The 22,470-nt window shown below is 58.7% G+C and carries 24 protein-coding genes; 7 read left to right on the forward strand and 17 right to left on the reverse strand.

The genetic code is table 11. The features are described 5' to 3' along the window. Together Q0U90_RS06175 and cobF are read left to right on the forward strand one after the other, a co-directional pair. Nucleotides 1-319 (forward strand): hypothetical protein (locus Q0U90_RS06175; protein ID WP_297452615.1); only part of this gene is annotated, 319 nt, incomplete at its 5' end. Continuing rightward, entirely contained in the window at nucleotides 270-1,118 is an 849-nt protein-coding gene (cobF, locus tag Q0U90_RS06180; protein WP_297452617.1) for a precorrin-6A synthase (deacetylating), read from the forward strand. The genes Q0U90_RS06175 and cobF, both read left to right, overlap by 50 nt. Before the next feature lie 28 nt (nucleotides 1,119-1,146). On the opposite strand, the gene Q0U90_RS06185 is transcribed toward cobF, so the two are convergent. The 3 genes from Q0U90_RS06185 to Q0U90_RS06195 all read right to left on the reverse strand — a co-directional run bounded on the left by Q0U90_RS06185 (nucleotide 1,147) and on the right by Q0U90_RS06195 (nucleotide 4,781). Then, nucleotides 1,147-1,548, reverse strand: coding sequence for a hypothetical protein (locus tag Q0U90_RS06185; RefSeq protein WP_297452619.1), 402 nt, complete (start codon nucleotides 1,546-1,548; stop codon nucleotides 1,147-1,149). A 116-nt stretch (nucleotides 1,549-1,664) separates the two neighbouring features. Further along, nucleotides 1,665-3,452 carry an acetyl/propionyl/methylcrotonyl-CoA carboxylase subunit alpha gene (locus Q0U90_RS06190; protein ID WP_297452621.1) on the reverse strand — a complete coding sequence of 596 codons (1,788 nt, stop codon included), beginning with the start codon at nucleotides 3,450-3,452 and terminating at the stop codon, nucleotides 1,665-1,667. Nucleotides 3,453-3,896: 444 nt separating this feature from the next. Next, a complete protein-coding gene (locus Q0U90_RS06195) occupies nucleotides 3,897-4,781 on the reverse strand; it encodes a sulfurtransferase (protein WP_297452623.1) in 885 nt (294 codons plus the stop codon). A 366-nt stretch (nucleotides 4,782-5,147) separates the two neighbouring features. Here Q0U90_RS06195 and Q0U90_RS06200 point away from each other — a divergent pair, with 366 nt between their 5' ends. Further along, a complete protein-coding gene (locus Q0U90_RS06200) occupies nucleotides 5,148-6,206 on the forward strand; it encodes a Cj0069 family protein (RefSeq protein ID WP_297452625.1) in 1,059 nt (352 codons plus the stop codon). 65 nt (nucleotides 6,207-6,271) lie between these two features. Here Q0U90_RS06200 and Q0U90_RS06205 read toward each other — a convergent pair whose 3' ends face one another. The 7 genes from Q0U90_RS06205 to Q0U90_RS06235 form a co-directional block, all read right to left on the reverse strand. Next, complete coding sequence (locus tag Q0U90_RS06205; RefSeq protein ID WP_297452627.1) at nucleotides 6,272-6,874, reverse strand: nucleoside triphosphate pyrophosphatase; 603 nt, start codon at nucleotides 6,872-6,874, stop codon at nucleotides 6,272-6,274. Nucleotides 6,875-7,101: 227 nt separating this feature from the next. Beyond that, nucleotides 7,102-7,890 (reverse strand): ABC transporter ATP-binding protein, encoded by a 789-nt coding sequence (locus tag Q0U90_RS06210; RefSeq protein ID WP_297452630.1) that lies wholly within the window; start codon nucleotides 7,888-7,890, stop codon nucleotides 7,102-7,104. Beyond that, a complete protein-coding gene (locus tag Q0U90_RS06215; RefSeq protein ID WP_297452631.1) occupies nucleotides 7,887-8,888 on the reverse strand; it encodes an iron ABC transporter permease in 1,002 nt (333 codons plus the stop codon). The genes Q0U90_RS06210 and Q0U90_RS06215 overlap by 4 nt, the downstream gene beginning before the upstream one ends. A gap of 78 nt (nucleotides 8,889-8,966) precedes the next feature. Beyond that, nucleotides 8,967-9,872: an ABC transporter substrate-binding protein gene (locus tag Q0U90_RS06220; RefSeq protein WP_297452633.1), complete on the reverse strand. Its 906-nt coding sequence runs from the start codon at nucleotides 9,870-9,872 to the stop codon at nucleotides 8,967-8,969. A gap of 591 nt (nucleotides 9,873-10,463) precedes the next feature. Next, the gene (locus tag Q0U90_RS06225; RefSeq protein WP_297452635.1) at nucleotides 10,464-10,724 is read right to left on the reverse strand and encodes an acyl-CoA carboxylase epsilon subunit; all 261 of its coding nucleotides are present in this window, start codon (nucleotides 10,722-10,724) and stop codon (nucleotides 10,464-10,466) included. Next, entirely contained in the window at nucleotides 10,721-12,349 is a 1,629-nt protein-coding gene (locus Q0U90_RS06230) for an acyl-CoA carboxylase subunit beta (RefSeq protein ID WP_016423283.1), read from the reverse strand. Before Q0U90_RS06230 ends, Q0U90_RS06225 begins: the two co-directional genes overlap by 4 nt. A gap of 105 nt (nucleotides 12,350-12,454) precedes the next feature. Beyond that, on the reverse strand, nucleotides 12,455-14,095 hold the full coding sequence (locus tag Q0U90_RS06235; protein WP_297452640.1) for an acyl-CoA carboxylase subunit beta: 1,641 nt from the start codon (nucleotides 14,093-14,095) through the stop codon (nucleotides 12,455-12,457). A 127-nt stretch (nucleotides 14,096-14,222) separates the two neighbouring features. Between Q0U90_RS06235 and Q0U90_RS06240 the strand changes: the two genes are divergently transcribed. The 4 genes from Q0U90_RS06240 to purE all read left to right on the forward strand — a co-directional run bounded on the left by Q0U90_RS06240 (nucleotide 14,223) and on the right by purE (nucleotide 17,478). Continuing rightward, on the forward strand, nucleotides 14,223-15,080 hold the full coding sequence (locus Q0U90_RS06240; RefSeq protein WP_297452642.1) for a biotin--[acetyl-CoA-carboxylase] ligase: 858 nt from the start codon (nucleotides 14,223-14,225) through the stop codon (nucleotides 15,078-15,080). Between the two features lie 6 nt (nucleotides 15,081-15,086). Beyond that, nucleotides 15,087-15,548, forward strand: coding sequence for a PH domain-containing protein (locus Q0U90_RS06245; protein ID WP_297452644.1), 462 nt, complete (start codon nucleotides 15,087-15,089; stop codon nucleotides 15,546-15,548). 30 nt (nucleotides 15,549-15,578) lie between these two features. Beyond that, nucleotides 15,579-16,868: a 5-(carboxyamino)imidazole ribonucleotide synthase gene (locus Q0U90_RS06250; protein WP_297452645.1), complete on the forward strand. Its 1,290-nt coding sequence runs from the start codon at nucleotides 15,579-15,581 to the stop codon at nucleotides 16,866-16,868. A gap of 133 nt (nucleotides 16,869-17,001) precedes the next feature. Beyond that, complete coding sequence (gene purE, locus Q0U90_RS06255) at nucleotides 17,002-17,478, forward strand: 5-(carboxyamino)imidazole ribonucleotide mutase (protein WP_042389458.1); 477 nt, start codon at nucleotides 17,002-17,004, stop codon at nucleotides 17,476-17,478. Nucleotides 17,479-17,918: 440 nt separating this feature from the next. Here the strand turns inward: purE and Q0U90_RS06260 are convergent, their stop codons facing one another. The 7 genes from Q0U90_RS06260 to rpmB all read right to left on the reverse strand — a co-directional run bounded on the left by Q0U90_RS06260 (nucleotide 17,919) and on the right by rpmB (nucleotide 22,443). Continuing rightward, nucleotides 17,919-19,529, reverse strand: a complete 1,611-nt coding sequence (locus Q0U90_RS06260; protein ID WP_297452647.1) for an FMN-binding glutamate synthase family protein — start codon at nucleotides 19,527-19,529, stop codon at nucleotides 17,919-17,921. A gap of 53 nt (nucleotides 19,530-19,582) precedes the next feature. After that, complete coding sequence (locus Q0U90_RS06265) at nucleotides 19,583-20,308, reverse strand: TIGR03089 family protein (RefSeq protein ID WP_297452649.1); 726 nt, start codon at nucleotides 20,306-20,308, stop codon at nucleotides 19,583-19,585. 54 nt (nucleotides 20,309-20,362) lie between these two features. Continuing rightward, nucleotides 20,363-21,298: an AEC family transporter gene (locus Q0U90_RS06270; protein WP_297452651.1), complete on the reverse strand. Its 936-nt coding sequence runs from the start codon at nucleotides 21,296-21,298 to the stop codon at nucleotides 20,363-20,365. 165 nt (nucleotides 21,299-21,463) lie between these two features. Then, on the reverse strand, nucleotides 21,464-21,715 hold the full coding sequence (gene rpsR, locus Q0U90_RS06275) for a 30S ribosomal protein S18 (protein WP_005511410.1): 252 nt from the start codon (nucleotides 21,713-21,715) through the stop codon (nucleotides 21,464-21,466). Between the two features lie 14 nt (nucleotides 21,716-21,729). Then, nucleotides 21,730-22,035 carry a 30S ribosomal protein S14 gene (gene rpsN / locus Q0U90_RS06280; RefSeq protein WP_297452655.1) on the reverse strand — a complete coding sequence of 102 codons (306 nt, stop codon included), beginning with the start codon at nucleotides 22,033-22,035 and terminating at the stop codon, nucleotides 21,730-21,732. A gap of 3 nt (nucleotides 22,036-22,038) precedes the next feature. Then, nucleotides 22,039-22,203 carry a 50S ribosomal protein L33 gene (rpmG, locus tag Q0U90_RS06285; protein WP_005511413.1) on the reverse strand — a complete coding sequence of 55 codons (165 nt, stop codon included), beginning with the start codon at nucleotides 22,201-22,203 and terminating at the stop codon, nucleotides 22,039-22,041. A 3-nt stretch (nucleotides 22,204-22,206) separates the two neighbouring features. Continuing rightward, a complete protein-coding gene (gene rpmB / locus Q0U90_RS06290) occupies nucleotides 22,207-22,443 on the reverse strand; it encodes a 50S ribosomal protein L28 (protein WP_016423274.1) in 237 nt (78 codons plus the stop codon). Between the last annotated feature and the right edge of the window lie 27 nt (nucleotides 22,444-22,470).

Below are 22,470 nucleotides of genomic sequence, written 5' to 3' on the forward strand. Positions count from 1 at the left end.
TTATTTTCCGGTCGCTGTTTTGGAGGAGGATGACAATATGATTAAGCCAACTTTCACGGATGTCAACGGTGTCAAGATTAAGTGCTCGATGACCACGGACTCGGCCCAGCCGCACCTTCTGGTTTCGCGCATGGAAGATGATGGCACGTTGACTCCGATTCTGGAGATGAACGTGTATGACTCCAAGTACATGGCCAATGCTTGTGAGATTTACCTGAAGCAGGCCGCTTCGGCCAATCTCGAGGGGTCGATGGCTGGTCTGTCTCCGGATGAGATGGCTGAACAGTTCGGTTACGAGGGGGATCCGACCAATCACTAGTCACAACGACGCAGCCCGCGCTCAGGCAGAGAGCCCTGTGTACAGCGGGTATGTCGATGTAGACGTCATCGGAATCGGCGCCGGTAGCCCGAGTCACATTACGCTCGAGGCTATCGGCGCTCTTGCCGATGTTGACGTAGTTTTTGCTCTCGACAAGGGCGATGCCAAAGCAGACTTGTTGGCCGCGCGACAGGCAATCGTCGATAAGCATGCGCCGCATGTCGAACTCGTCGCCGTTCCTGACCCACCGCGTGACCGCACGCCCGACAATTACGGTGCAGTCGTTCGTGACTGGCACCAACGCCGCGCAGAGCTGCTTGCCGACGCCTTCGTCGCCCACCTCGGACGAGAAGGAAGGCGCCGTGGTGCATTCCTGGTCTGGGGAGACCCCTCCTTGTATGACTCGACGTTGCGGATTTTGCAGCGTGTCCGTGATCTCGGCTTGGAGGTGCGTTCGCGAGTTATTCCCAGTGTGACGGCGATTTCCGCGTTGACTGCAGCGCATGGAGAGTGCCTGAATCAGATTGGGAAGCCGGTACTAATTACCACTGGTCGGCGTCTGGGAGAACGTGCTCCTGGCGCGGATGCGGTGGTGATGCTCGATGGTGGTGCAGCGTGGCTAGAACATGCTGATTCGGAGGAAGAGATTCTCTGGGGCGCATTCCTGGGAACGGAGCTGGAGACGCTACGCCGTGGTCGCGTCGGTGACGTCGGCGAGGAGATTGCGGAGCTAAAGAAGAAGCTCCGCGCGGAGCACGGTTGGATTATGGATATCTACTTGCTGCGTTCCGACGCGTAGGGTTGACCGTTTACAGTCGCCACCCCAGCTAGCTGATCTTTTTGCCTAAGAAGCCCTCTGCCCATCGGTGGAGGGCTTTTTCGGCGGCTTCGACACCGTCGGCGACGGTTACCTTGGTGAGAACCTGATCGTCGTTAGGCAGTACGCGTGCGGGATCGCCGGCGGGGCGGACGGTGATGCTGACGTGGTCGGCATCGACAACCTCGACGGTTGCTAGTGCGAGCATTTCGACGTTCGTCTGCTCGGCAACCGCGAAGCGGTAGGCGGTGTCGTTTTCCCAATCGGTGGTGGAGTCCCGGAGGAACTCGGCGACGGAGTCTGGGGCGAGATTTTCGAGCAGCTGAGTCGCGACGGGGGCGTCATCGACGCGGGAGTCGTGGCGCAGGGGGCGACAATAGAAGCGGCCAGCATTTACTTCCATGGGTTCCATACCGTCCACTCTAGACACTCCTGAACAGTGTTTAAGTTTGTGGGGGAGGGGTGGAAGTACAAAAGCGGGGCCGGCTGCGAATCTCTTCGCAACCAGCCCCGCCTTGAGCTTTAGGACTACTTCAGTTCCATCAGGACATCGCCCTTGCCGACACCCGAGCCAGCCTCGGTAGCAAGACCGGTGACAACGCCGTCCTTGTGAGCCTTGACCGGGTTCTCCATCTTCATGGCCTCAAGAACAACCACGGTGTCGCCCTCGGAGACTTCCTGGCCCTCTTCGACGTTGACCTTGATGACGGTGCCCTGCATCGGAGCAACCACGGCGTCACCGGAAGCAGCCTTCTTAGAACCGCCAGCACGCTTCTTCTTGCTCTTCTTCTTGGCACCACCGTTGCCGCCACCCAGAGCCAGGTCGCCCGGCAGGGCTACCTCGACGCGGCGACCGTCAATCTCAACAACAACCTTCTGGGCCGGGACGTTATCGGTGTCAGCGTCGGAGTCGCCGTCGTACGGAGCGATTGGGTTATCCCACTCCTCCTCGATCCACTTGGTGTAGACATCGAACTTCTCACCGTCGCCGACGAAGGCCGGGTTCTCAACAATGTGGCGGTGGAACGGAATGACCGTTGCCAGACCCTCAACCTGGTACTCGGACAGAGCACGAGCGGAACGGCGCAGAGCCTCTTCGCGGGTCTCGCCCCAGACAATCAGCTTGGCCAGCATGGAGTCGAACTGACCACCGATGACGTCGCCTTCCTTAATGCCGGTGTCCATGCGGACACCCGGGCCGGACGGCTCTACGTACTTGGTGATGGTGCCCGGAGCCGGCATGAAGTTGGTGCCAGCGTCCTCGCCGTTGATGCGGAACTCGAAAGCGTGGCCGTGCATCTCCGGATCTTCCTTGATGGACAGTTCCTTGCCCTCAGCAATGCGGAACTGCTCGCGGACCAGGTCGAGGCCGGTGACCTCTTCCGTGACCGGGTGCTCCACCTGCAGACGGGTGTTGACTTCGAGGAAGTTAATCAGGCCATCAGCACCGACCAGGTACTCAACGGTGCCAGCGCCGTAGTAGCCGGCCTCGCGGCAGATGTCCTTAGCGGACTGGCGCAGACGCTCATCCTGCTCCGGGGTCAGGTAAGGAGCCGGTGCTTCCTCGACGAGTTTCTGGAAACGACGCTGCAGGGAGCAGTCACGGGTGGAAGCGACCACGACGTTGCCGTGCTTATCAGCGAGGACCTGGCACTCCACGTGGCGTGCCTTGTCCAGGTAACGCTCCACGAAGCACTCGCCACGACCGAAAGCTGCAACGGCCTCACGAGTAGCGGACTCGTAGAGGTCAGCGACCTCTTCCATCTTGTGAGCGACCTTCATGCCTCGGCCGCCGCCGCCGAAAGCGGCCTTAATGGCGATTGGCAGACCATGCTCCTTGGCGAATGCGACGACCTCGTCTGCGTCCTTAACCGGCTCCTTGGTGCCCGGAGCCATCGGAGCGTCGGCCTTCAGAGCGATGTGGCGAGCGGTGACCTTGTCACCGAGGGCGCGAATGGATTCCGGCGACGGGCCAATCCAAATCAGGCCAGCGTTCTCAACAGCCTCAGCGAAATCGCCGTTCTCAGACAGGAAGCCGTAGCCCGGGTGGATTGCGTTAGCGCCGGACTTCTTTGCGGCGTCCAGAATCTTGTCGAAGACCAGGTAGGACTCGGCGGAAGTGGTGCCGCCGAGGGCGAAAGCCTCATCTGCCATGGTCACGAAAGGAGCGTCGGCGTCCGGCTCAGCGTAAACGGCGACGGAAGGAATGCCAGCGTCCTTCGCAGCGCGAATAACGCGAACGGCAATCTCGCCACGGTTGGCGACGAGAACCTTCGTGATTTTTTCAGTGGTCTGCTCGGACACGAAATCCTCCATTTTTCGTGGGCACCCCGAGAATTGTCCCTCGGGGCAAAGTTGCGACAATCTTTTGTAGGAATCACCAGCAGCACTGCAGTTAACTGCAGTGGTGAACCGCATTGCGGTTTACCACGCGGTAGCTAACAGCGTGTGACCCAATGTCTCCATTGTGGCACAGGTGGGGCGGTCAACCTCTTTTTGGTCGCTACATAAGGGGGTAGGGATTGTGGCCTTGAGCAGCGTTCAAGCGGGTGTGGGTGTGTCCGAACTCGGCATTTTCAGCGAAAAATCTAGGTTCTCGATTGAAATCGGTGCTAACGAGTGCAATCGTAGTTCCCTTATCTGGGGGCGACTGGGGGAAGCGAAATTCGTAAGGTGAGGTGCAATCCCGTGCTGGGGGTGACGGTGGGGTAACGGTGGAGGGATCCTCCACCGTTAATAGCCACCGTTAATAGCAGTCGGCTACATGCTTCCCGGCTCAGAGCCGCGGGCGATGGGCATGCCAATCATGTTGCCCCACTCAACCCAAGATCCGTCGTAATTGCGGACGTTGCCGTGGCCGAGCAGATGGTGCAAAACAAACCAGGTGTGCGCGGAACGCTCGCCGATGCGGCAGTAGACAATCGCCGTATCTTCGAGATGGACCGGTGCGTAAATCTGCTCCAGCTCCTCGCGATCGCGGAAGCGGGAGTTTGGATGAACGGACTGATTCCACGGAATGTTCACTGCGGTCGGAATGTGGCCACCGCGTAGAACGCCCTCCTGCGGGTAATCGACCATATGAGTTCGCGCACCGGCATATTCCTCAGGGGTACGTACGTCGATAAGCGGGGCCTTGCCAATGAGCTCACGAGTATCGCTGAAGTATGCGCGCAGCGTCTCGTCGTCGCGCTCGACGACGGGGTAGTCGGTGCGTGGGTACTCCGGAACCTCGAAGCTGGTGTCGCGTTCTTCGGTCATCCAGGCGTCTCGGCCGCCGTTGAGCAGGCGCACGTCGGGATGCCCAAAAAGCTCAAAGACCCAGAGAGTGTAGGCGGCCCACCAGTTGGATTTATCGCCGTAAATCACGACAGTGTCATCGCGTGAGATGCCCTTTGCACGCATGAGCTCGGCGAAGCCTTCGGCATCGATGTAATCACGCAGAACCGGGTCGTTGAGGTCGTTATGCCAATCGATGCGAACCGCGCCCGGAATGTGTCCGATGTCGTAGAGCAGCGAGTCCTCGTCGGACTCGACCACGCGCAGACCGGGGGAGCCCAGACGAGCAGCGAGCCACGAGCTAGAGACAAGGCGCTCGGGGTGGGCGTACTGCTGGAACTGGGGATGCGGATCGTGCGGAACAGCCATCGGATACTCCCTTGGCGCAAGTTGGGGCGGGTGGGACTTTCTGACGTTTTATCGTCAATTGCATATATAGTTTACGGGTCACGCGGTAAGCGGTGGAACAGTCCCCGGTATATGCGCTTTTCGACGGTAATAATTGCGACCGTGGCCAGTACTGGGATACGCCTCACAGTTGGGGGTAAAAGGAGCTTTTCTAGCGCGCCTAAAGGCTCGCCAATGTCCTAAAATTTAGCTGAGAGTTAGCGCAAAAACTGTGCTGATTCGTATTACTGGAAATGGGCTGGAGCAGGCGACCTGCCTGGGTATTCGTTGTGTTTCTGAGACGATTGAGTGCCGGATTGCCCATGTATTTTCTTAAAAGGAGTGCCTGTGCACAAGAACATCGTTGTATTCGAGATCGAGGGCGGCTCGGACAAGTACTTCGACGGACACCGCAAGGACACCATGCCAATCGTCAACGCCATCCGCGAAGCCGGTTGGTCCGCTGAGGTTGTTTACTACCGACCGGAGTGGAAGGACGACCTGTACAAGTACGTCTCCGAGAACTTCGACGGCTACATCTCCCGCGTTAATCCGGGCAACATCCCGGGTGGTGAGAAGGGCTACTTTGAGCTTCTGACTAGTCTTTCGGTCGCTGGCCTGGTCGGTATGTCCACCCCGGGCGAGATGATGGCCTACGGTGCAAAGGACGCACTGGTCAAGCTCAAGGACACTGACCTGGTTCCTTCCGACACCGCTGCTTACTACGACGTCGAGGCATTCCACAGCACCTTCCCGACCTCTCTGTCCTACGGTGAGCGCGTCCTCAAGCAGAACCGCGGCTCCACCGGTTCCGGCATCTGGCGTGTGCGCATCGCTGACGAAGAGGTTGCTAAGAACGTTGAGCCGGGCACTCCGCTGCCGCTGGACACCAAGCTGAAGTGCACTGAGGCTGTGGACAACCACACCGAAACCCGCGAGCTCGGCGAGTTCATGGACTTCTGTGATCAGTACATCATCGGCGATAACGGCATGCTCGTGGACATGCGCTTCATGCCGCGCATTGTCGAGGGTGAGATTCGAATTCTGCTGGTCGGCCCGCACCCAGTCTTCGTGGTTCACAAGAAGCCGGCAGAGGGTGGTGACGCCTTCTCGGCAACTCTGTTCTCCGGTGCGAAGTACACCTACAACAAGCCGGAAGAGTGGCAGGACCTCGTCGACATGTTTGCTGAGGCTCGCCCGGTCATCGCCGAGAACCTCGGTGGCGACAACATTCCGCTGATTTGGACCGCTGACTTCATGCTGGCAGACGGCGAGAACGGCGAGGACACCTACGTCCTCGGCGAGATCAACTGCTCCTGCGTCGGCTTCACCTCGGAGCTGGACATGGGTATCCAGGAGCTCGTTGCTCAGGAGGCCATCAAGCGCGTCGAGGCTGCTAACAAGTAGTCTGTACAGCTAAGAAAACCGCACCAATTTGGTGCGGTTTTTGCTTTACGACGTCCTTGCGATGCCTACCGATTCCAGAACTGGGAGACCGAATAGCCGTAGCGATACAGAGCTCGGCGCACGACAGGTAGCGACAGTCCGATCACACTGGATGAGTCGCCATTGATGCCATCGACAAACCAGCCGCCTAGAGCCTCCAAGGTAAACGCGCCAGCGCACTTCAGTGGCTCGCCCGTCGCTGCATAGGCACGGATGTCCTCTTCTGGGACTTCAGCGAAATCGAGGGAAGTAATCGCCACCTCAAGGTGCTCGCCCTTTGGGGTCACGACACAGTGACCAGTAATCAGCTCAGCCGTCCGGCCGCTCTGTTGGTGCCACCGCTCGATGGTCTTTTCTTCCGTGTGGGGCTTGCCCTGCAATTGCCCGTCGAGAAGCAGCATAGAATCCCCGCCGATAACGATGTCGTTGGGGTAGCCCGGGGCGACAGCGTGGGCCTTGGCCTGTGCGAGTTCCTCGACGATGCGTACCGACGATGCGTCCGGCAGTGCGGCGATGACGGCATCTTCGTTGACGTTGGGTGCGACCGTGACGGGCTCGATGCCTGCTGAGCGCAGAATGTGCAGTCGCGAAGGAGACGTGGAAGCCAGGACGATTCGGGGGCTGCTCATAGTTTGTAATTTTAGTGAGGTCGGAATGGGAAAGCCTAATTTTTGTGGCAAACATGTGTGGGGTCGGGACTTCATCGGAATCGTGGGAATCCATTGCTGGCGCTGTGGTAGGCGTTGACTCTCTGGAAGACAAGAACTAATGCCGACGAGAACTAAAGCTGACCAGGGCTAGTTCAGGTCAGTAATCGGACAAATCAGCTGTCACCAACTGACGGCATCCTTCTCGCTCAGTCGCGGTCTTTCAATAAATGCCGCTGCCACGATGGGCGCTGTGGAATCACAGCCGGAGCGCCCAATTCTTCTACCTGCACGGATGCCCCGTATACTTCCGCGATTGTGGCTTCTGTCAGGACCTCGTTAGGGGTGCCAGTGCACACCAATCGGCCGGCGGACAGCAGTGCAATACGGTCGCTGTACTGGCCCGCCAAAGTCAGGTCGTGTACGGCTGCAATAACGGTTAACCCAGATTCGTGGCGGATATCATCGATCAGTTCCATCACCTGTTGCGCCATGCCGATATCCAGGGCGGAAGTGGGTTCATCGAGAAGCAGGACATCAGGTTCCTGTGCCAGGGCGCGTGCTAGCACTACTCGTTGGAGTTCGCCGCCCGAGACGTCGTTAAGCGTGCGCTGTGCATAAGCGACCAAATCCAGACGAGACATCACGGCATCGACGATTCCGCCGTCGCGACCGCGATACGGAGTGCGACCGAGAGCGATGTAGTCGCGGATTCGTAGCCCCTCCGGGACGATTGGGCGTTGTGGCATGAGTGCGATTTTCTGAGCGAGCTTGCGGCGTGGAGTATTTCGTGGGCGAATACCCGCGATTTCGATATCGCCGTGGCAACGGTTGAGTCCGGCGATGCAGTGCAGCAGGGTGGATTTGCCGCAACCGTTCGGGCCGATAAGGCTTAGCCACTCGCCCTTGTGGGCCGATAGCGAAATGTCTCGCAGCGATGGGTCGTCGGCGCCGGGGTAGCGGAATTCGACGTGCTGACAGTTCAGAAAAAGAGTCATGAGCGTCCCCTCGACTTGCCATACCGACGCAGTAGAAAGAGGAAAAATGGTCCACCAATTGCAGCCGTAACGACGCCTACCGGAACCTCAGCGGGTGCCAGTACAGTTCGGCCGACGATGTCCGCTAGCTGTAGGAACATCGCGCCGACAAGAACGACCAGGGGCAGCAATAATCGGTGCCCGGGGCCGACGAGAAGCCGCAAAGTGTGTGGCACGATGATTCCCACAAACCCAATCAGTCCGGACACGCTCACTGCAGCGGCGGTGATCAGAGTGGCAGCGCAGACCATCACCACGCGCACAAGCTCCACATTCAGCCCGAGTGACGCTGCTTCGGAATCCCCGACACTCAGCACATCAAGGCTGCGTGACGACGCGACGATGACACACACGCCCAGTGCAATCGGTAGCGCCACTGTAAGTACGGATTTCCACGTCGCGGTACCGAGTTGACCGAGCATCCAGCCGTATACCTGTCGGAGGGAATCTTCGTTGCGCTGCAGTAGAAACTGCTGCATTGCGTTGGCAAAGGCAGCTACCGCCACACCTGCCAAGATGACAGTAACTGGGGAGGAACGGTCACCCAACGACGTGCCCGCAATGTAAGTGACCGCTACTGCGAGAACGCCTCCGAGGAAGCCGACCAGTGGGATTGCTGCGGCAGCCACGCCGAAGAGGATTGCGACCGTCACGGCCAGGGAGGCTCCGGAAGAGATGCCGAGAAGGTATGGGTCCGCCAGCGGATTGCGGAACACCGCTTGGTAAGCCGCACCGGCTGTGGCCAGCGCCGCGCCGACTAGTGCAGCCATCACTACGCGGGGAAGTCTCACATTAAAGAGGATTGCCGACTCTCGAGCAGTCAGCGCAGCCTCATCCCCGCCGATGAGGCCACCAGAGAGCGCGTGAAAGACACCCGCTATCGGCAGGGGCGCGGCACCGATGAACACGCCCAGCACAAGTGTTGCCGCTAAGGCAATTGCGGTAAGGGCAATAGGCACGGTGCCTTTGGAAATGAATGACAACAATTCCTCGCTACTGTCTCGTTACTGTGTCGATAACGTGTCGCTAGAGTCTCGCTACTGAGCCGGTACCGGCACCTGCTGGTACGCCTTCAATGTCTCGGCAATGTCCTGAATAAGCTGTGGAAGCCGCGGACCCCAACGGCTGGCTAGATTTGGATCTAGTGGAATGATTTGCTTGTTCTTTACCGCAGCAATCTCGTTCCAACCAGGTCGGGATGCAACGTCTTCCTCGGTCACGCCGCCGGCATCACCATGGTCGGCTAGGAAAATGAAATCCGGGTTTGCCTGAATAATTGCCTCATTTGTCAGCTGCGGGTAATCATCACCCGGCCCAGCGACGGATTTCAGGCCGAACATCGAGTACGCCTGACCAATAAAAGTGGTGTCGCCAGCGCTGTAGAGCGTCGGATCCGCTTCGTGGTAGTAAGACAACTGCGCATTCCGAATCTCCGGGTCAACACTGTCGACAGTGGCCTCAATCTCTTTCTTCATTCGGCCAACCAGTTTCTGCGCATTATCCGTATGGCCGGTACTCTCACCAACCTGCTCAATCTGGTCGTATGCCTGCTCAAAAGTTGTGGCAGCGGGAAGGAGCAGCAATTCAATGTCGACAGCATCCAGTGCCGCGCCCAAGCCGTTGGCATCGACGCTGGCAATCACCAAATCCGGATCTTCTGCAATCACGGCTTCTGGGTTGGGGGTAAAGCCACTGAAGTCACGGCGTGGAGCGTTCTCCGGGAAGTCGGAAAGCGAGTCGACAGCAACAACTTGGTCGCCCGCGCCAATCTCATAGAGCGTCTCGGTAGCAGTGGGGGACAGAGAGACGATTCGCTTAGCGACGCTTCCCGAACCTACAGCCGATTTATCCGAGGGGGTATCGGCGGCATCGTCGGTGGAAGCGCACCCGACGAGGAACAGCATTAGTGCGCATAATCCAGCGGAAAGTGACTTAGTTTTCATAGCTTTCAATCTTAAATGTCAAAGATAAAGGGTTAAGTAGCAAAAGTGTGTCTGATTCAAGACAATCCCGCCGGCCACGTTATGTAAATTGCGCTTGAACAGGGGGCCTGGACCTTATTTGGGCCTTGGCCTTTTTCAAGCCCGTTTTTTGGTCAATCCACTGGAGCGGCACCCGCATGTGGTAGCCGCATGTACTGGCCGCATGTTGTAGCCGCATGTGTTGGCTGCATATTGGTGTGCTGGAACAGAAGCGATGGGAAATCAACAACAACCAACAGCGTGGAAGGCGGGGTCCACGCCCAGCTCAACGGGCTGCAAATGTGAAACTGTGCAACTTTATAACTCTTTCAAGCTATTTTTCGGGCAATTTTTGACATAAACGCGGTCACTAACTCGCATTGAGGGCCAAGTAGGGCCAAGTAAGGCTAAGTCGCAAAAGGTGCTCACCCGGCGGCACACCGAGCGGACACGCTTTTTGCTACTTAACCCAAGATAAAAGCGCCATCACCGAAAAACCGATGATGGCGCTTCGCATTAGCAGATTGACGCAGCTAGCGTGTGGTAACGACTACGCAGTAAGCGGTAGCTGTACTAGTAGAAATGGACGTTGCGGAATGTGCCCGGCACATACTGGTGCGGCTGGTTGAAGCCCTCTTCCAGCCGACCCCAGTCGTTGCGGGGGCCGTGATCCTCTGAGGCACCGCCGGCTGCTGCCATGCCCGCGAACAGAAGCGCGAGCGTGGCGGTTTCAGCGTCAGACGGGTTGCCCTTGAGGACGGACATGAACGGTGCAGCCGGGGCTGCAGCGGCGTCCTTGTCTTCGGGTGCTGGGGTGTTCGTGGAATCGGTCACAGCGGAATGTTCCCATGCTTCTTGGCGGGTACGTTAACAACCTTGCGATCCAGCAGACGCAGACCTTCGATGATCTGGCCGCGGGTCTCGCTCGGCGGGATAACCGCGTCGATGAAGCCGCGCTCAGCAGCCATGTACGGGTTGACCAGGGTGGCCTCGTACTCTGCCTCGTACTCCTTCTGCAGTGCGACGACATCCTTGCCCTCGGCTGCAGCTGCCTTGAGCTCCTTGCGGTAGATGAAGCCGACAGCGCCGGAAGCGCCCATGACCGCAATTTGAGCGGTCGGCCATGCCAGGTTGATGTCAGCGCCCATGTCCTTGGAACCCATCACGCAGTAAGCTCCGCCGTATGCCTTACGGGTAATGACGGTGATCTTCGGGACGGTGGCCTCAGCGTATGCGTACAGCAGCTTGGCGCCACGGCGGATGATGCCGTCGAACTCCTGGTTGGTGCCCGGCAGGAATCCTGGAACGTCAACCAGCATGATGATTGGGATGTTGAAGGCGTCACAGGTGCGGACGAAGCGGGCAGCCTTCTCGGATGCCTTGATGTCGAGGCAGCCAGCGAACTGAATCGGCTGGTTGGCAACGAAACCGACCGAGCGGCCCTCCACGCGGCCGAAGCCGATGACTACGTTCTGTGCGTAGTCCTCCTGAATTTCCAGGAAGTCCTCGTCGTCGACCAGGCGGGTGATGACATCCTTGATGTCGTACGGCTGGTTCGGGGAATCCGGGATCAGCGTGTCGAGCTCGAGGTCGGTCTCAGTGATGTTGTCAGCAATCGAGCCCTCGAACGGCTCAGCCTCCATGCGAGGAGCCTCAGCGCGGTTGTTGGACGGCAGGTAGCTGACCAGTTCCTGAACGAAGGTCAGGGCGTCTTCATCATCAGCGGCGGTGTAGTGCGAAGTACCGGAGGTGCTCATGTGAGTACCAGCGCCACCCAGCTCTTCCTGAGTGACCTCTTCGCCGGTGACAGTCTTGATAACGTCCGGGCCGGTGATGAACATCTTGGAAGTGCCATCGACCATGACAATGAAGTCGGTCAGTGCCGGGGAGTAGACGTGGCCACCAGCGCAAGCACCCATGATCAGCGAAATCTGTGGGATAACGCCCGATGCCTGAGTGTTGCGGAAGAAGATCTGGGAGTACAGGCCGAGGGAAACAACGCCCTCCTGGATGCGGGCACCCGCACCCTCGTTGATGCCGATAATTGGGACACCGGTCTTGATTGCCAGATCCATGATCTTGACAATCTTTTCACCGTAGACCTCACCGAGTGCGCCACCGAAGATGGCGCCGTCCTGCGAGAAGACACAGACTTGGCGGCCATCGATGGTGCCGTAACCAGTCACGACACCATCAGTGACAGGGCGCTTGGCGTCGAGGCCAAAGTTCTTGGAGCGGTGACGTGCGAGAGCGTCAACCTCCACGAACGAGCCCTCGTCCAAGAGGAACTCGATGCGCTCACGAGCGGTCATCTTGCCCTTGTCGTGGACGCGGTCAATACTGGCCTGGCCCATTGGGGCCTGGGTTTCTGCGAGGCGGGCACGCAGATCGGCCAGTTTTCCAGCAGTAGTGGTCAAATCCGGGGTTTCACCGGTTGATGTATTTGCGGCAGTCGTCATGCCATCTAGTTTACGTTTCGAAAACGGGGGGAGGTAGTTGGGGGCAATCGCTGTTAACAAAAGTAGGGGTAGCCACTCGGTTGTTTCGCGGTAAAAAGCCTGCTCTTACAGTGGAATGTTGCCGTGCTTGCGTGCAGGCCAAGGGACTTTCTTGGTAGTTAGAAGGCGCAGATTTTTCATCACCCGAGTTCGTGTCTCGGAGGGGAGGATGACTTCATCGATTAGCCCCCGTTCGGCGGCACGGTAGGGCGTGAGCATGTGGTGTTCGTACTCCGCCTCCAATTCTGCAATGAGTTTCTTTACGCTTTCGGGAATGCCGTACTTATCCGCTGCTGGGTCCATTGCGATGGCTGCTTCTGTGGCAGTTTGAATCTCAGCACGGTGAAGGAAACGCACCGCACCGGAGGCTCCCATAACGGCAATTTGGGCCGTCGGCCATGCGAGGTTTACATCTGCCCCAAGCCCCTTTGATCCCATGACGCAGTACGCGCCGCCGTAGGCCTTGCGTATCGTGACGGTAATTTTGGGAACGGTGGCCTCTGCATATGCGTAGAGCAGTTTGGCGCCGCGGCGCAGAATTCCCTGATGTTCTTGGTGTGCTCCAGGGAGGAATCCGGGCACATCGACAAGAAAGACAAGCGGAATATTGAAGCAGTCGCAAGTGCGGACGAAGCGGGCGGCTTTCTCGGCTGCGTCAATATCCAGGCAGCCGGCAAACTCCATAGGTTGATTGGCTACAAAGCCCACTGATTGGCCATTAATCCGGCCTAGTCCAATTACGATATTGGTTGCCCTGTTTTCCTGAATTTCCAGGAACTCCGCATCGTCGCAAAGCGCGTAGATAACGTCATGGATGTCGTATGGAGTCGACGGCGCGTCGGGGACGAGGTGGTCGAGGGCGCGGTCCGAGTCGGTGATGTCATCGCTGCCATCGGAGTCCCAGCTGGGCGTGCGGGAAGTCGTGTTGTCAGGCAGGTAGTCGAGCAAATCGCAGACCCAATCGAGGCCATCTTGCTCGCTCGTGGCGGTGTAGTGGGAATTGCCGGCGATTTCCATGTGAGTGTCGGCGCCGCCGAGTTCGTGCTGGCCGATCTTTTCGCCGGTGACCGTCTCAATAACATCGGGGCCGGTGACGAACATGCGGGAGTTGTCTTCAACCATGACAACGAAGTCGGTCAGCGCTGGAGAATAAGCATTCCCGCCCGCGCATGCGCCGAAGATGACTGAAATCTGTGGGATGACACCACTGGCTCGGACATTGTGGTGAAAAGTCTGAGCGATGAAGTCAAGCGAGACCGCGCCATCTTGAATGCGGGCGCCAGCACCTTCGTACATCCCGATAAGCGGACGTCCGGTGGTGATAGCTAGCTGCTGGAGTTTGACCATTTTTTCGCCGTACACCTCTCCGAGGGCACCACCAAAAATGGTCCCGTCTTGGGAGAAAACGCAGACTTCGCGGCCGTCGATTGTTCCCCAGCCGGTAATGATCCCGTCAGTTACTGGGCGTTTGGCCTCCAGCCCGAACGCACTGGTTCGATGTCGGGCTAATGCGTCAAATTCGACAAAGGACCCTTTATCGAGCAGGTAGTCAATACGCTCGCGGGCATTCATGCGCTCGGCAATTTTGAGTTTGTCGTAGCTGCGCGGTCCAAGCGGGGTCTGCGCTGAAGCGCGTCGGCGCAAGAGGTCGTCATTGAGTGACGCGGTCGTTGGAGGCTCTACCGCAAAACGTGAGGAAAATGTCATGTTATGGAATGTAGTGTTTGGAAGGGAAAATAGTAAAGAGGATGATATGTGACGCTTCTCACGTAGCTGAATACGAAAAAGTTAGTGTCGAAGTAGTCAATCCCGTGATGGCGCTAGACTGCTGTGCATGACCGACCCGCGAATTATTGCTTCCCGCAAGCCCCTTGATGTCACCCGTGTGCGCGCAGCCGCGCCGGGCTGGAATTCCATTGAGGTTGTCGAGACCACTGGTTCGACCAATGCCGACCTTCGGAAGCAGGCGGCAACGGGGCAGGCAGTGGATCTCAGTGCGCTCATCGCCTCGGAGCAAACCGCAGGGCGTGGTCGCCTGAGTCGTAGTTGGACGGCTCCGAAAGGAGCGTCGATTGCTCTTAGCGCGCTGCTGCGTCCGGAAGGGCTCGCGCCGGAACAGCTGGGGCTGTTGCCGTTAGTTGCAGGCCTCGCAGTCGTGGACGCCGTCGTGGAGGTTGCAGGGCTTGTACCTGAGCGCGTTGCGCTGAAGTGGCCGAACGATGTCCTAGTCGACGACCGAAAGCTCTGTGGAATCCTGGTTGAGGCCGCGTCGCTGGTGCCACCAATCCTCATTCCGGGGATCGGCATCAATGTCTCTTTGCAGGAAGATGAGCTGCCTGTGCCGCACGCAATTTCGCTGTACCGGGCGGGGGCGGACAATCTTGATCGTGATGAAATCTCCGCTGGTGTGCTGCGGGCGCTAGGCCGTCGTCAAGCGCAGTGGCGAAAGGGGGATGCTGGGCTGCTGCGGGATTACGAAGCGGCGTGTGCGACGATTGGCTCGAACGTGCGCGTGGAGTTGCCGGGGGAGCGCGTGCTGGTAGGCAAGGCGGTTGGCGTGCGTGCCGACGGCGAATTGATCGTCACCGACGAAGCTGGCACAAGCCACTTCGTTGCGGCTGGTGACGTATTCCATGTTCGCGCCACTGACGGCGGTTATGCGTCCCCGCAGGCTGACGCGGAGCAAGGGTAGTGCTGCATGGCTTTTCCCGATGATGAGTTGGACTCGCGCGAGGTAATTTTGCTGGACACCAATCCGACTTTCGGGCGACTGGTGTGGCCGCTGTTGGAGCTCATGGTTATCACTGGCGTCTGCTGGCTGCTGATTGGTTTTATCGACGGTCCTGCGATTGCCCCGGGCGATCTGCAAGGTGTGCGCCAGCTACTGCTCTTCGTGTGGCTGGGGCTTATCCTCTGGCGCGTTGTTCGCCCGGTACTGAGCTGGTTGGGAGAGCGGTTTGTACTGACGGATAGGCGTATTATTTTGCGCCGTGGCATTCTGCGCCCGCAGGTGGTCTCGATTGATCTGCGTTCGGTGCGTGCGGTCAATCGCAAGGGCGGGGTGTTGTATCTGCAGACCCGCAGCTTTGGCCCGCCGCTGGCTGTGGAAGATATTCCCAGCTCTCGTAAGGTGGCTAAGTTGGTCTCCCGGTTGACCTAGATTTTTGGGTCATAACCTACAATCAGGGGTGTGATTGCTTCGGATACCCCTGAAAACTCCACTAATTCCGCTTCTGATTCCGCTGCAGCGCGAACTGCCGCGCAGCATCCCGCGCATGCTGATGGCGTGCCGATTGTGTCGGTGATTGGCGACGGTCAGCTGGCTCGCATGATGCAGACTGAGGCCATTGAGCTGGGACAGTCCATTCGTCTCCTCGCCGGTTCGCCGGGTGCCTCCGCAGCTCAGGTGTGCGCGGATGTCGTCATTGGCGACTACCACGTCTGGGAAGACGTTGAACGTGCCGTCGCCGGGGCGCAGGCAGTGACTTTCGACCACGAGCACGTTCCCACCGAATTCCTGAACCGCCTGACCGAGATGGGCTACTCCGTTCAGCCACAGCCGTCGGCGCTACTGTATGCGCAGGACAAGCTGCTGATGCGCCAGCGCCTGGAGGAACTGGGCGCTCCGGTTCCGGCCTACGCCGCTATCGATTCCGCCCAGGATGCCGAGGCATTCTTCGACCGCGTTGATGGCGCTGTCTGCTTGAAGGCCCGCCGCGGTGGTTACGACGGGCACGGAGTGTGGTTCCCGAAGGGCCGCGAGGATCTGAGCACGCTTGTCGACGAGCTGTTGGCCAAGGACGTGCCACTGATGGCCGAGCGGAAGGTCGCGCTGGTTCGCGAGCTGTCGGCCATGTGCGCGCGCACGCCGTCGGGCGAGGTTAAGGCCTGGCCGGTCCTGGAATCCGTGCAGCGTGACGGCATCTGTGTTGAGGCAATCTGCCCGGCACCGGGGCTTTCCGACGAGCTTGCGAGCGCGGCCGAAAAGCTTAGTGTGACCATCGCTTCCGAGCTGGGCGTGACTGGTGCCCTGGCAGTCGAGCTGTTCGAGACCACCGATGCCGATGGCAACCCGGAGATCTACGTCAACGAGTTAGCTATGCGGCCACACAATACTGGTCACTGGTCGCAGGACGGTTGCGAGACCAGCCAGTTTGAGCAACATATGCGTGCTGTGGCTGATATGCCGTTGGGCTCCACGCGACCGACTGCGCCGGTGACGGTGATGGTCAATACGCTCGGTGGCGAAGAGGCCTCCGATGTGCCAATCTCGCAGCGTTTTGCGGAGGTATGGCGCCGCTTCCCTTCGGTCAAGATTCACTGGTACGGCAAGGATTGGCGTCCGGGACGTAAGCTTGGCCACGTCAACCTGTGCGGTTATGACGCAAGCGAGGAAGGTATCGCGGAGACTCGCCGGATTGCCAACCTGGCTGCTGGCTATATCGTCGATGGCGCGTGGGCAGACGGTTACACCGCATAGGGGCTCGCGCTGTCAAAGAACTTGCGCTGTATAAAAATTAGATTGCTATCTCAAGGAGACAACATTGGCTGAAGCAAACCAGGTGGCAAGCCCGAAGCTGGCAAACGCAACCGGTCCGCTGGTCGGTCTGATCATGGGGTCGGACTCGGATTGGCCGACCATGGAGCCGGCAGCTGAAGTCCTGGCTGAGTTCGGAATTCCGTTTGAGGTAGGCGTGGTCTCTGCGCACCGCACTCCGGAACGCATGATTGATTACGCAAAGTCTGCCGCTGACAAGGGGCTGCGCTGCATTATCGCTGGTGCCGGTGGCGCGGCACACCTGCCGGGCATGGTTGCGTCTGCCACTCCGCTGCCGGTTATCGGCGTGCCACGTGCACTCGAGAACCTGGAGGGGGTCGACTCGCTGCTGTCAATTGTTCAGATGCCGGGCGGCGTTCCGGTGGCAACCGTCGGTGTGGGCGGCGCTAAGAACGCTGGCCTGCTGGCTGTGCGTATTCTCTCGGCTGGTTACCCGGAGCTCATTGTGGCGATGGAGAACTACCAGGCCAATATGCGGGATGAAGTCCTGGCAAAGGACGAGCGTCTGCGTAAGAAGCTGATGGGGGAGTAAGACATTCGCCCCCTCCCATCGGTGATGCGTACGTATGCATGCCGGTGCCAGCACAGGACATGGGGGGGAGGGGAAGAAATTGAACGAAAACTGGGCTCGGATAAGGTACGAATCCTTATCCGGGGGGGAGGAAGTGAAAAGTGTGTCTGATTCTCAAGATAGTGACTGGTCAGACTCCGTAAATCACGAGCTGCACATGTGGATACAGAGCTGCAGATGTGAAACTGTGTGAGTTTATGACACTTTCAGGCCATTTTTCGGGCCATTTTTGACATAAGCGAGGTCACTAACTTGCATTGCCCCACCACCAGCAGACATAAACGCGGTCAGTGCCCCGCATTGAGCGGTAAGTAGAAAAATGTTCCCACCCGGCGACACGCTGGGCAGACACACTTTTGGCAACCACCCCGAGTCACCCCGAGCCCCCGGATCACCCCGAACTATCCGCGCATATGAACAGCCGGGTAGTGGAACGTGTCCGGGTCGGCGGTCTCCCAGGCCTCAGCCCAGTTGTGGAAGCGAGTGCCGGTGAGAAGCTCGCCCGGCTGCAGCCAGTTGTAAAGCTCCGCGTAGGACTCACCAACCTGCTCGCTTGTGCGGCGCAGCAGGTGGGACGGACCCAGCTCGGAGAAGCTATTCAGACCCATCGAGGCCAACAGGCTCGCTGCCTCCTTGACCGTCGCATTGTGGTAGTTGGCCACACGCTGGCCCTTATCGTCGACGTCGAGGGCCTTCCACAGGCTCGGATCCTGGGTAGCCACACCCACCGGGCAGGTGTTGGTGTGGCACAGCTGAGACTGAATACAACCGGCGGCCATCATCATGCCGCGGGCCGAGTTCACAAAGTCAGCGCCGATACACATGCGTTTAACAATGTCGAAGCCAGTAATGACCTTGCCGGACGCGCCGAGCTTAATTCGGTCACGCAGACCGGCACCGACGAGCGCATTGTGGACCAAAATCAGACCGTCGGTTAGCGGCAGGCCGACGCGGTCGGAGTATTCCAGCGGCGCGGCACCGGTGCCGCCTTCAGCGCCGTCGACGATGATGAAGTCCGGGGTGATGTTTTCCTCCAGCATGGCCTTGCACACGGCAAGGAACTCGAGCTGGGAGCCGACGCACAGCTTGAAACCGACTGGCTTGCCACCGTTTAACTCACGCATGGTGCCCATGAAGCGGACGAGCTCACGCGGGGTGGAGTAGACGTGGTGGTACGGCGGGCTCATCACGCCCTTGCCAACTGGCACGTGGCGGGTGGCCGCAATCTCCTCATTGACCTTGTGGCCCGGCAGCATGCCGCCAAGACCCGGCTTTGCGCCCTGGCTAACCTTCAGATACGTTGCCTTGACCTGCGGAATCTTAGCCTTTTCGCGGAAGAGCTCCGGATCGAAATCGCCATCTTCGGTACGCGCTCCGAAGTAGCCGGAACCCAGCTGCCAGTAAATATCAGCGCCGTACTTCAAGTGGTATGGGCTGATAGCGCCCTCGCCGGTGTCCTGGACAAAGTTGCCCAGCTTTGCGCCCTTATTCATTGCCATCACGGCGTTTGGGGACAGCGAACCGAAACTCATGGCCGAGATGTTGAAGATCGACGCTGAGTATGGCTGGGTGCAGTCCGGACCGCCGATATCGATGCGCGGATCTTCGATGATATGCGGATTCGGAGCCATCGAGTGGCGCACGTACTCGTAGCCGGGGGCATTAATCTTGCGCTCAGTACCGAAGGACTTCTTAGAGGACAACCCCTTAGCGCGCTCGTAGACCACGGTACGGGTATCGCGGTCGAACGGGGCACCGTCGAAGTTGCGCTCGATGAAGTACTGCTGCATCTCAGGGCGAATGGTCTCACCCATGTAGCGCAGGTGGCCGATGACCGGGAAGTTCCGCAGGATGGAGTGCTTCTTTTGAAGCATGTCGTAGATAGCCACAACATCCAGGAAGAGGATGAAGGCCATCAGGATCCACCACCACGGGCTCAAATCCCACACAGCCAGTGCGCCCAAGACATTGATAAGGGCGAGAATCGCAAGAATATATGGTCGGGTAATCACGGTTTCCAGATTATCGCGCCGACCGAGACCACTTCTCCCCGGAGAGAATGCGATTAAATCACACGGGCTTTCTCGGCAGCGGAAATAGCAGTGGCACGCTCGCTATCGCCCCCGCGCATGACGACGGCGGCACCTCCACGAACCCAAGCCGACAGCACATTACGTGACCATTTGTCTGGACTGACCTGCGAAGAATCGGAATCCAGCCAGCCGTCTGAGACAATGCGGGAACCGGGTGTGAGCTGCATCTCCTCGGCGTAGTCGCTAGCTGATGAAAGCAGTTCAGCAGCGGACTTCTCCCCAATTACGGGGGCTTCGTCAGAGTCCGGTCCTGCACCCAAATATGCATCCGGGTGGAAACGGACTTCCGGACCGAAGTCGATTACACCGGGGGGAATGTCATCGCCACATTCCACGACACCGCGGCCAAAGGGATCGTCTGTAAGCACGGCGATGTAGGCATCTGGGAACTTCTCCTCCCACGTGCTGACGTTAGCGACGGTGGTGAATACGACGAGTGGCTCTTCGTCGCTAACGGTGACGCCAGCGCGCTCGCAGCCGAGAATGATGCAGGCGGACTGCCAAATCAGCGGCAGGTCAATCCACGCTTGATCCCCGGCGACGAGATCGAACTCATCGTGCAACATGTTGGCAATCTTGCAGGCCCAGTTATCCAGGGTTTGTGCCGACAGGTCGGTACGACCGCCAGTAGTTTCGTCATAACAGGTCAAACGAGGCACGGATGGGTCGGCCTCGAGAAGTGTCTTCAGAATCTCCACGTCTCCAAGGGTAACGAGAATTGCGCAATGCCGTCGGTGCGAAGGGCCAGCCACTTAGCTCAGTAGGAGGGTGAACAACAGGATCGTCGGCAAGCAGGCGATCGTTGTAATCACGCCACAGTCGCGCGCCTGTTCAAGGTTCCGGCCGAAGCGGGAAGCGAAGGTGTAGACATTCTGAGCGGTCGGCAGGCCGGCGATAATCACCGCGGCCAGCAGTGCATGTCCACTGAGACCGAAGACGAAATGGCCGAACAACAGCGCGAGCGCGGGGTGGAGGAAGAGCTTCAGCACAGAGGCCACCGCGACAGCGCGACGAGGGGAGCGGCCCGCTTCCATGAACGGCATGCCATGCAGGCTGATACCGAAAGCCAGAAGCGCCATCGGTACCGCTGCCTGTCCCAGCAGGCCAACTGGATGCGCGACGAATTGTGGTACTTCAATTGCGAAGGCGTTAATCGCAAGCCCCACCATCGCAGCCAGAAAGATAGGGTTCTTCAGCGGCGCCATGATAACATTGCGCGGCCGAAAGCGACCCCGATTAGTGAGGATTTCCAGCACGGCCATAGAGGCAGGTGCATAGAAGGCAATTTGAAAGATGAGGGCCGGGACGACGGCGGTAGCGTCGTGAAGCACGGCGACAGCGATGGGAACGCCGAGATTAGCGACGTTGTTGTAACTCGACGACATCGCGCCGACTACCGCATCGGCACCGCGTTGCTTGAACACGGGCGCCACGAAAATCCGGTAGATTGCCGCCGTGGTCAGTGCAGACAGCGCCGCGACGCCAAACGCCGAACCGAAGATGTTCGCCGAGTCTGCCGTCGCGAGCGTGTGCGCGAGCATGCACGGCATCGCAATCCAGAACACGACCATGTTCAGGGTAAAAGATGCCCGCTTATCGACGATCTCACTGCGCCCAAACAGCCAACCAACAATGATCAGTACTGCGACGGAACCAAAGCCGGTGAATATTTCGGTGAGAGCGGGCATAAGTGCATATTCTAGACAATAAAAAACGGACCCAATCCAATCCCCTCGGTGGGGAAGGACTGGGTCCGTTTTACGCTGTTATCGCATGTATCGTCATGCGGCCAGCGCGTAAATTAGGCCTTTCGGCGGGTATTCGAATGATCGGCTCCCGCCGACCAGCCATCTTTAGCGGCTGGTGAACGGCAGGAGTGCCATCTCGCGGGCGTTCTTCACAGCGGTAGCGACCTGGCGCTGCTGCTGCGGAGTCAGACCGGTGACGCGGCGGGAACGAATCTTGCCACGGTCAGAGATGAACTGGCGGAGCAGGTTAATGTCCTTGTAATCAACCTTCTCAACGCCTGCGGCCTTGAGCGGGTTCTTCTTCGGGCGGCGGGACTGCTCCATCCGCGCCTTCTTGTTAGAGTGATTGCGCTTCATTGGTGCTCCTCGACTTACCAGCTGGACTTACGGACGCCCGGGAGTTCGCCACGGTGGGCCATCTCACGAACGCGGACACGGGACAGACCGAACTTGCGGAGGTAGCCACGCGGGCGACCATCTGCAGCGTCACGGTTGCGAACGCGAATCGGGGACGCGTCACGCGGCTGACGGTTCAGCTCGTACTGTGCGTCCATGCGCTCTTCGTCAGTGGAGTTCGGGGACTTGATGATGCGCTTCAGCTCAGCGCGACGTTCTGCATAACGAGCGACGATTTCCTTGCGCTGCTCGTTCTTGGCAATCTTGGACTTCTTAGCCATGAATTAGCGCTCCTCGCGGAATTCGACGTGCTTGCGGACTACCGGATCGTACTTCTTAATGGTGATACGGTCCGGGGTATTGCGCTTGTTCTTACGGGTCACGTAGGTGTAACCGGTGCCCGCAGTGGACTTCAGCTTGATGATTGGACGAATGTCATTACGTGCCATTTTTTAGATCTTCTCCCCACGTGCACGAATCTGAGCAACAACAGCTTCGATACCGTACTTGTCGATGGTCTTCAGACCCTTCGGGGACACATTCAGAGTGATGTGACGCCCCTCAGAGGCGAGGTAGAACTTCTTACGCTGCACGTTGGGGTTCCAACGGCGCGACGTGCGCCGGTGGGAGTGGGACACGGTCTTGCCGAAAGACGGCTTGCGTCCCGTAACCTGGCAAATCGCCGACATAGGGATTCCTTTGCTTCCTTGCCGCCC

The sequence above is a fragment of the uncultured Corynebacterium sp. genome (assembly GCF_946998835.1).
Taxonomy (GTDB): Bacteria; Actinomycetota; Actinomycetes; order Mycobacteriales; family Mycobacteriaceae; genus Corynebacterium.

Bases quoted from the DNA above. Each gene is read 5' to 3' on its own strand.
- Q0U90_RS06190 (WP_297452621.1), bottom strand. From the start codon at position 3,452: ATGGAGGATTTCGTGTCCGAGCAGACCACTGAAAAAATCACGAAGGTT.
- cobF (WP_297452617.1), top strand. From the start codon at position 270: ATGAGATGGCTGAACAGTTCGGTTACGAGGGGGATCCGACCAATCACT.
- Q0U90_RS06195 (WP_297452623.1), bottom strand. From the start codon at position 4,781: ATGGCTGTTCCGCACGATCCGCATCCCCAGTTCCAGCAGTACGCCCAC.
- Q0U90_RS06245 (WP_297452644.1), top strand. From the start codon at position 15,087: ATGGCTTTTCCCGATGATGAGTTGGACTCGCGCGAGGTAATTTTGCTG.
- Q0U90_RS06240 (WP_297452642.1), top strand. From the start codon at position 14,223: ATGACCGACCCGCGAATTATTGCTTCCCGCAAGCCCCTTGATGTCACC.
- Q0U90_RS06185 (WP_297452619.1), bottom strand. From the start codon at position 1,548: ATGGAACCCATGGAAGTAAATGCTGGCCGCTTCTATTGTCGCCCCCTG.
- Q0U90_RS06220 (WP_297452633.1), bottom strand. From the start codon at position 9,872: ATGAAAACTAAGTCACTTTCCGCTGGATTATGCGCACTAATGCTGTTC.
- Q0U90_RS06205 (WP_297452627.1), bottom strand. From the start codon at position 6,874: ATGAGCAGCCCCCGAATCGTCCTGGCTTCCACGTCTCCTTCGCGACTG.
- Q0U90_RS06235 (WP_297452640.1), bottom strand. From the start codon at position 14,095: ATGACATTTTCCTCACGTTTTGCGGTAGAGCCTCCAACGACCGCGTCA.
- purE (WP_042389458.1), top strand. From the start codon at position 17,002: ATGGGGTCGGACTCGGATTGGCCGACCATGGAGCCGGCAGCTGAAGTC.
- rpmG (WP_005511413.1), bottom strand. From the start codon at position 22,203: ATGGCACGTAATGACATTCGTCCAATCATCAAGCTGAAGTCCACTGCG.
- rpmB (WP_016423274.1), bottom strand. From the start codon at position 22,443: ATGTCGGCGATTTGCCAGGTTACGGGACGCAAGCCGTCTTTCGGCAAG.
- rpsN (WP_297452655.1), bottom strand. From the start codon at position 22,035: ATGGCTAAGAAGTCCAAGATTGCCAAGAACGAGCAGCGCAAGGAAATC.
- Q0U90_RS06270 (WP_297452651.1), bottom strand. From the start codon at position 21,298: ATGCCCGCTCTCACCGAAATATTCACCGGCTTTGGTTCCGTCGCAGTA.
- Q0U90_RS06230 (WP_016423283.1), bottom strand. From the start codon at position 12,349: ATGACGACTGCCGCAAATACATCAACCGGTGAAACCCCGGATTTGACC.
- Q0U90_RS06210 (WP_297452630.1), bottom strand. From the start codon at position 7,890: ATGACTCTTTTTCTGAACTGTCAGCACGTCGAATTCCGCTACCCCGGC.
- rpsR (WP_005511410.1), bottom strand. From the start codon at position 21,715: ATGAAGCGCAATCACTCTAACAAGAAGGCGCGGATGGAGCAGTCCCGC.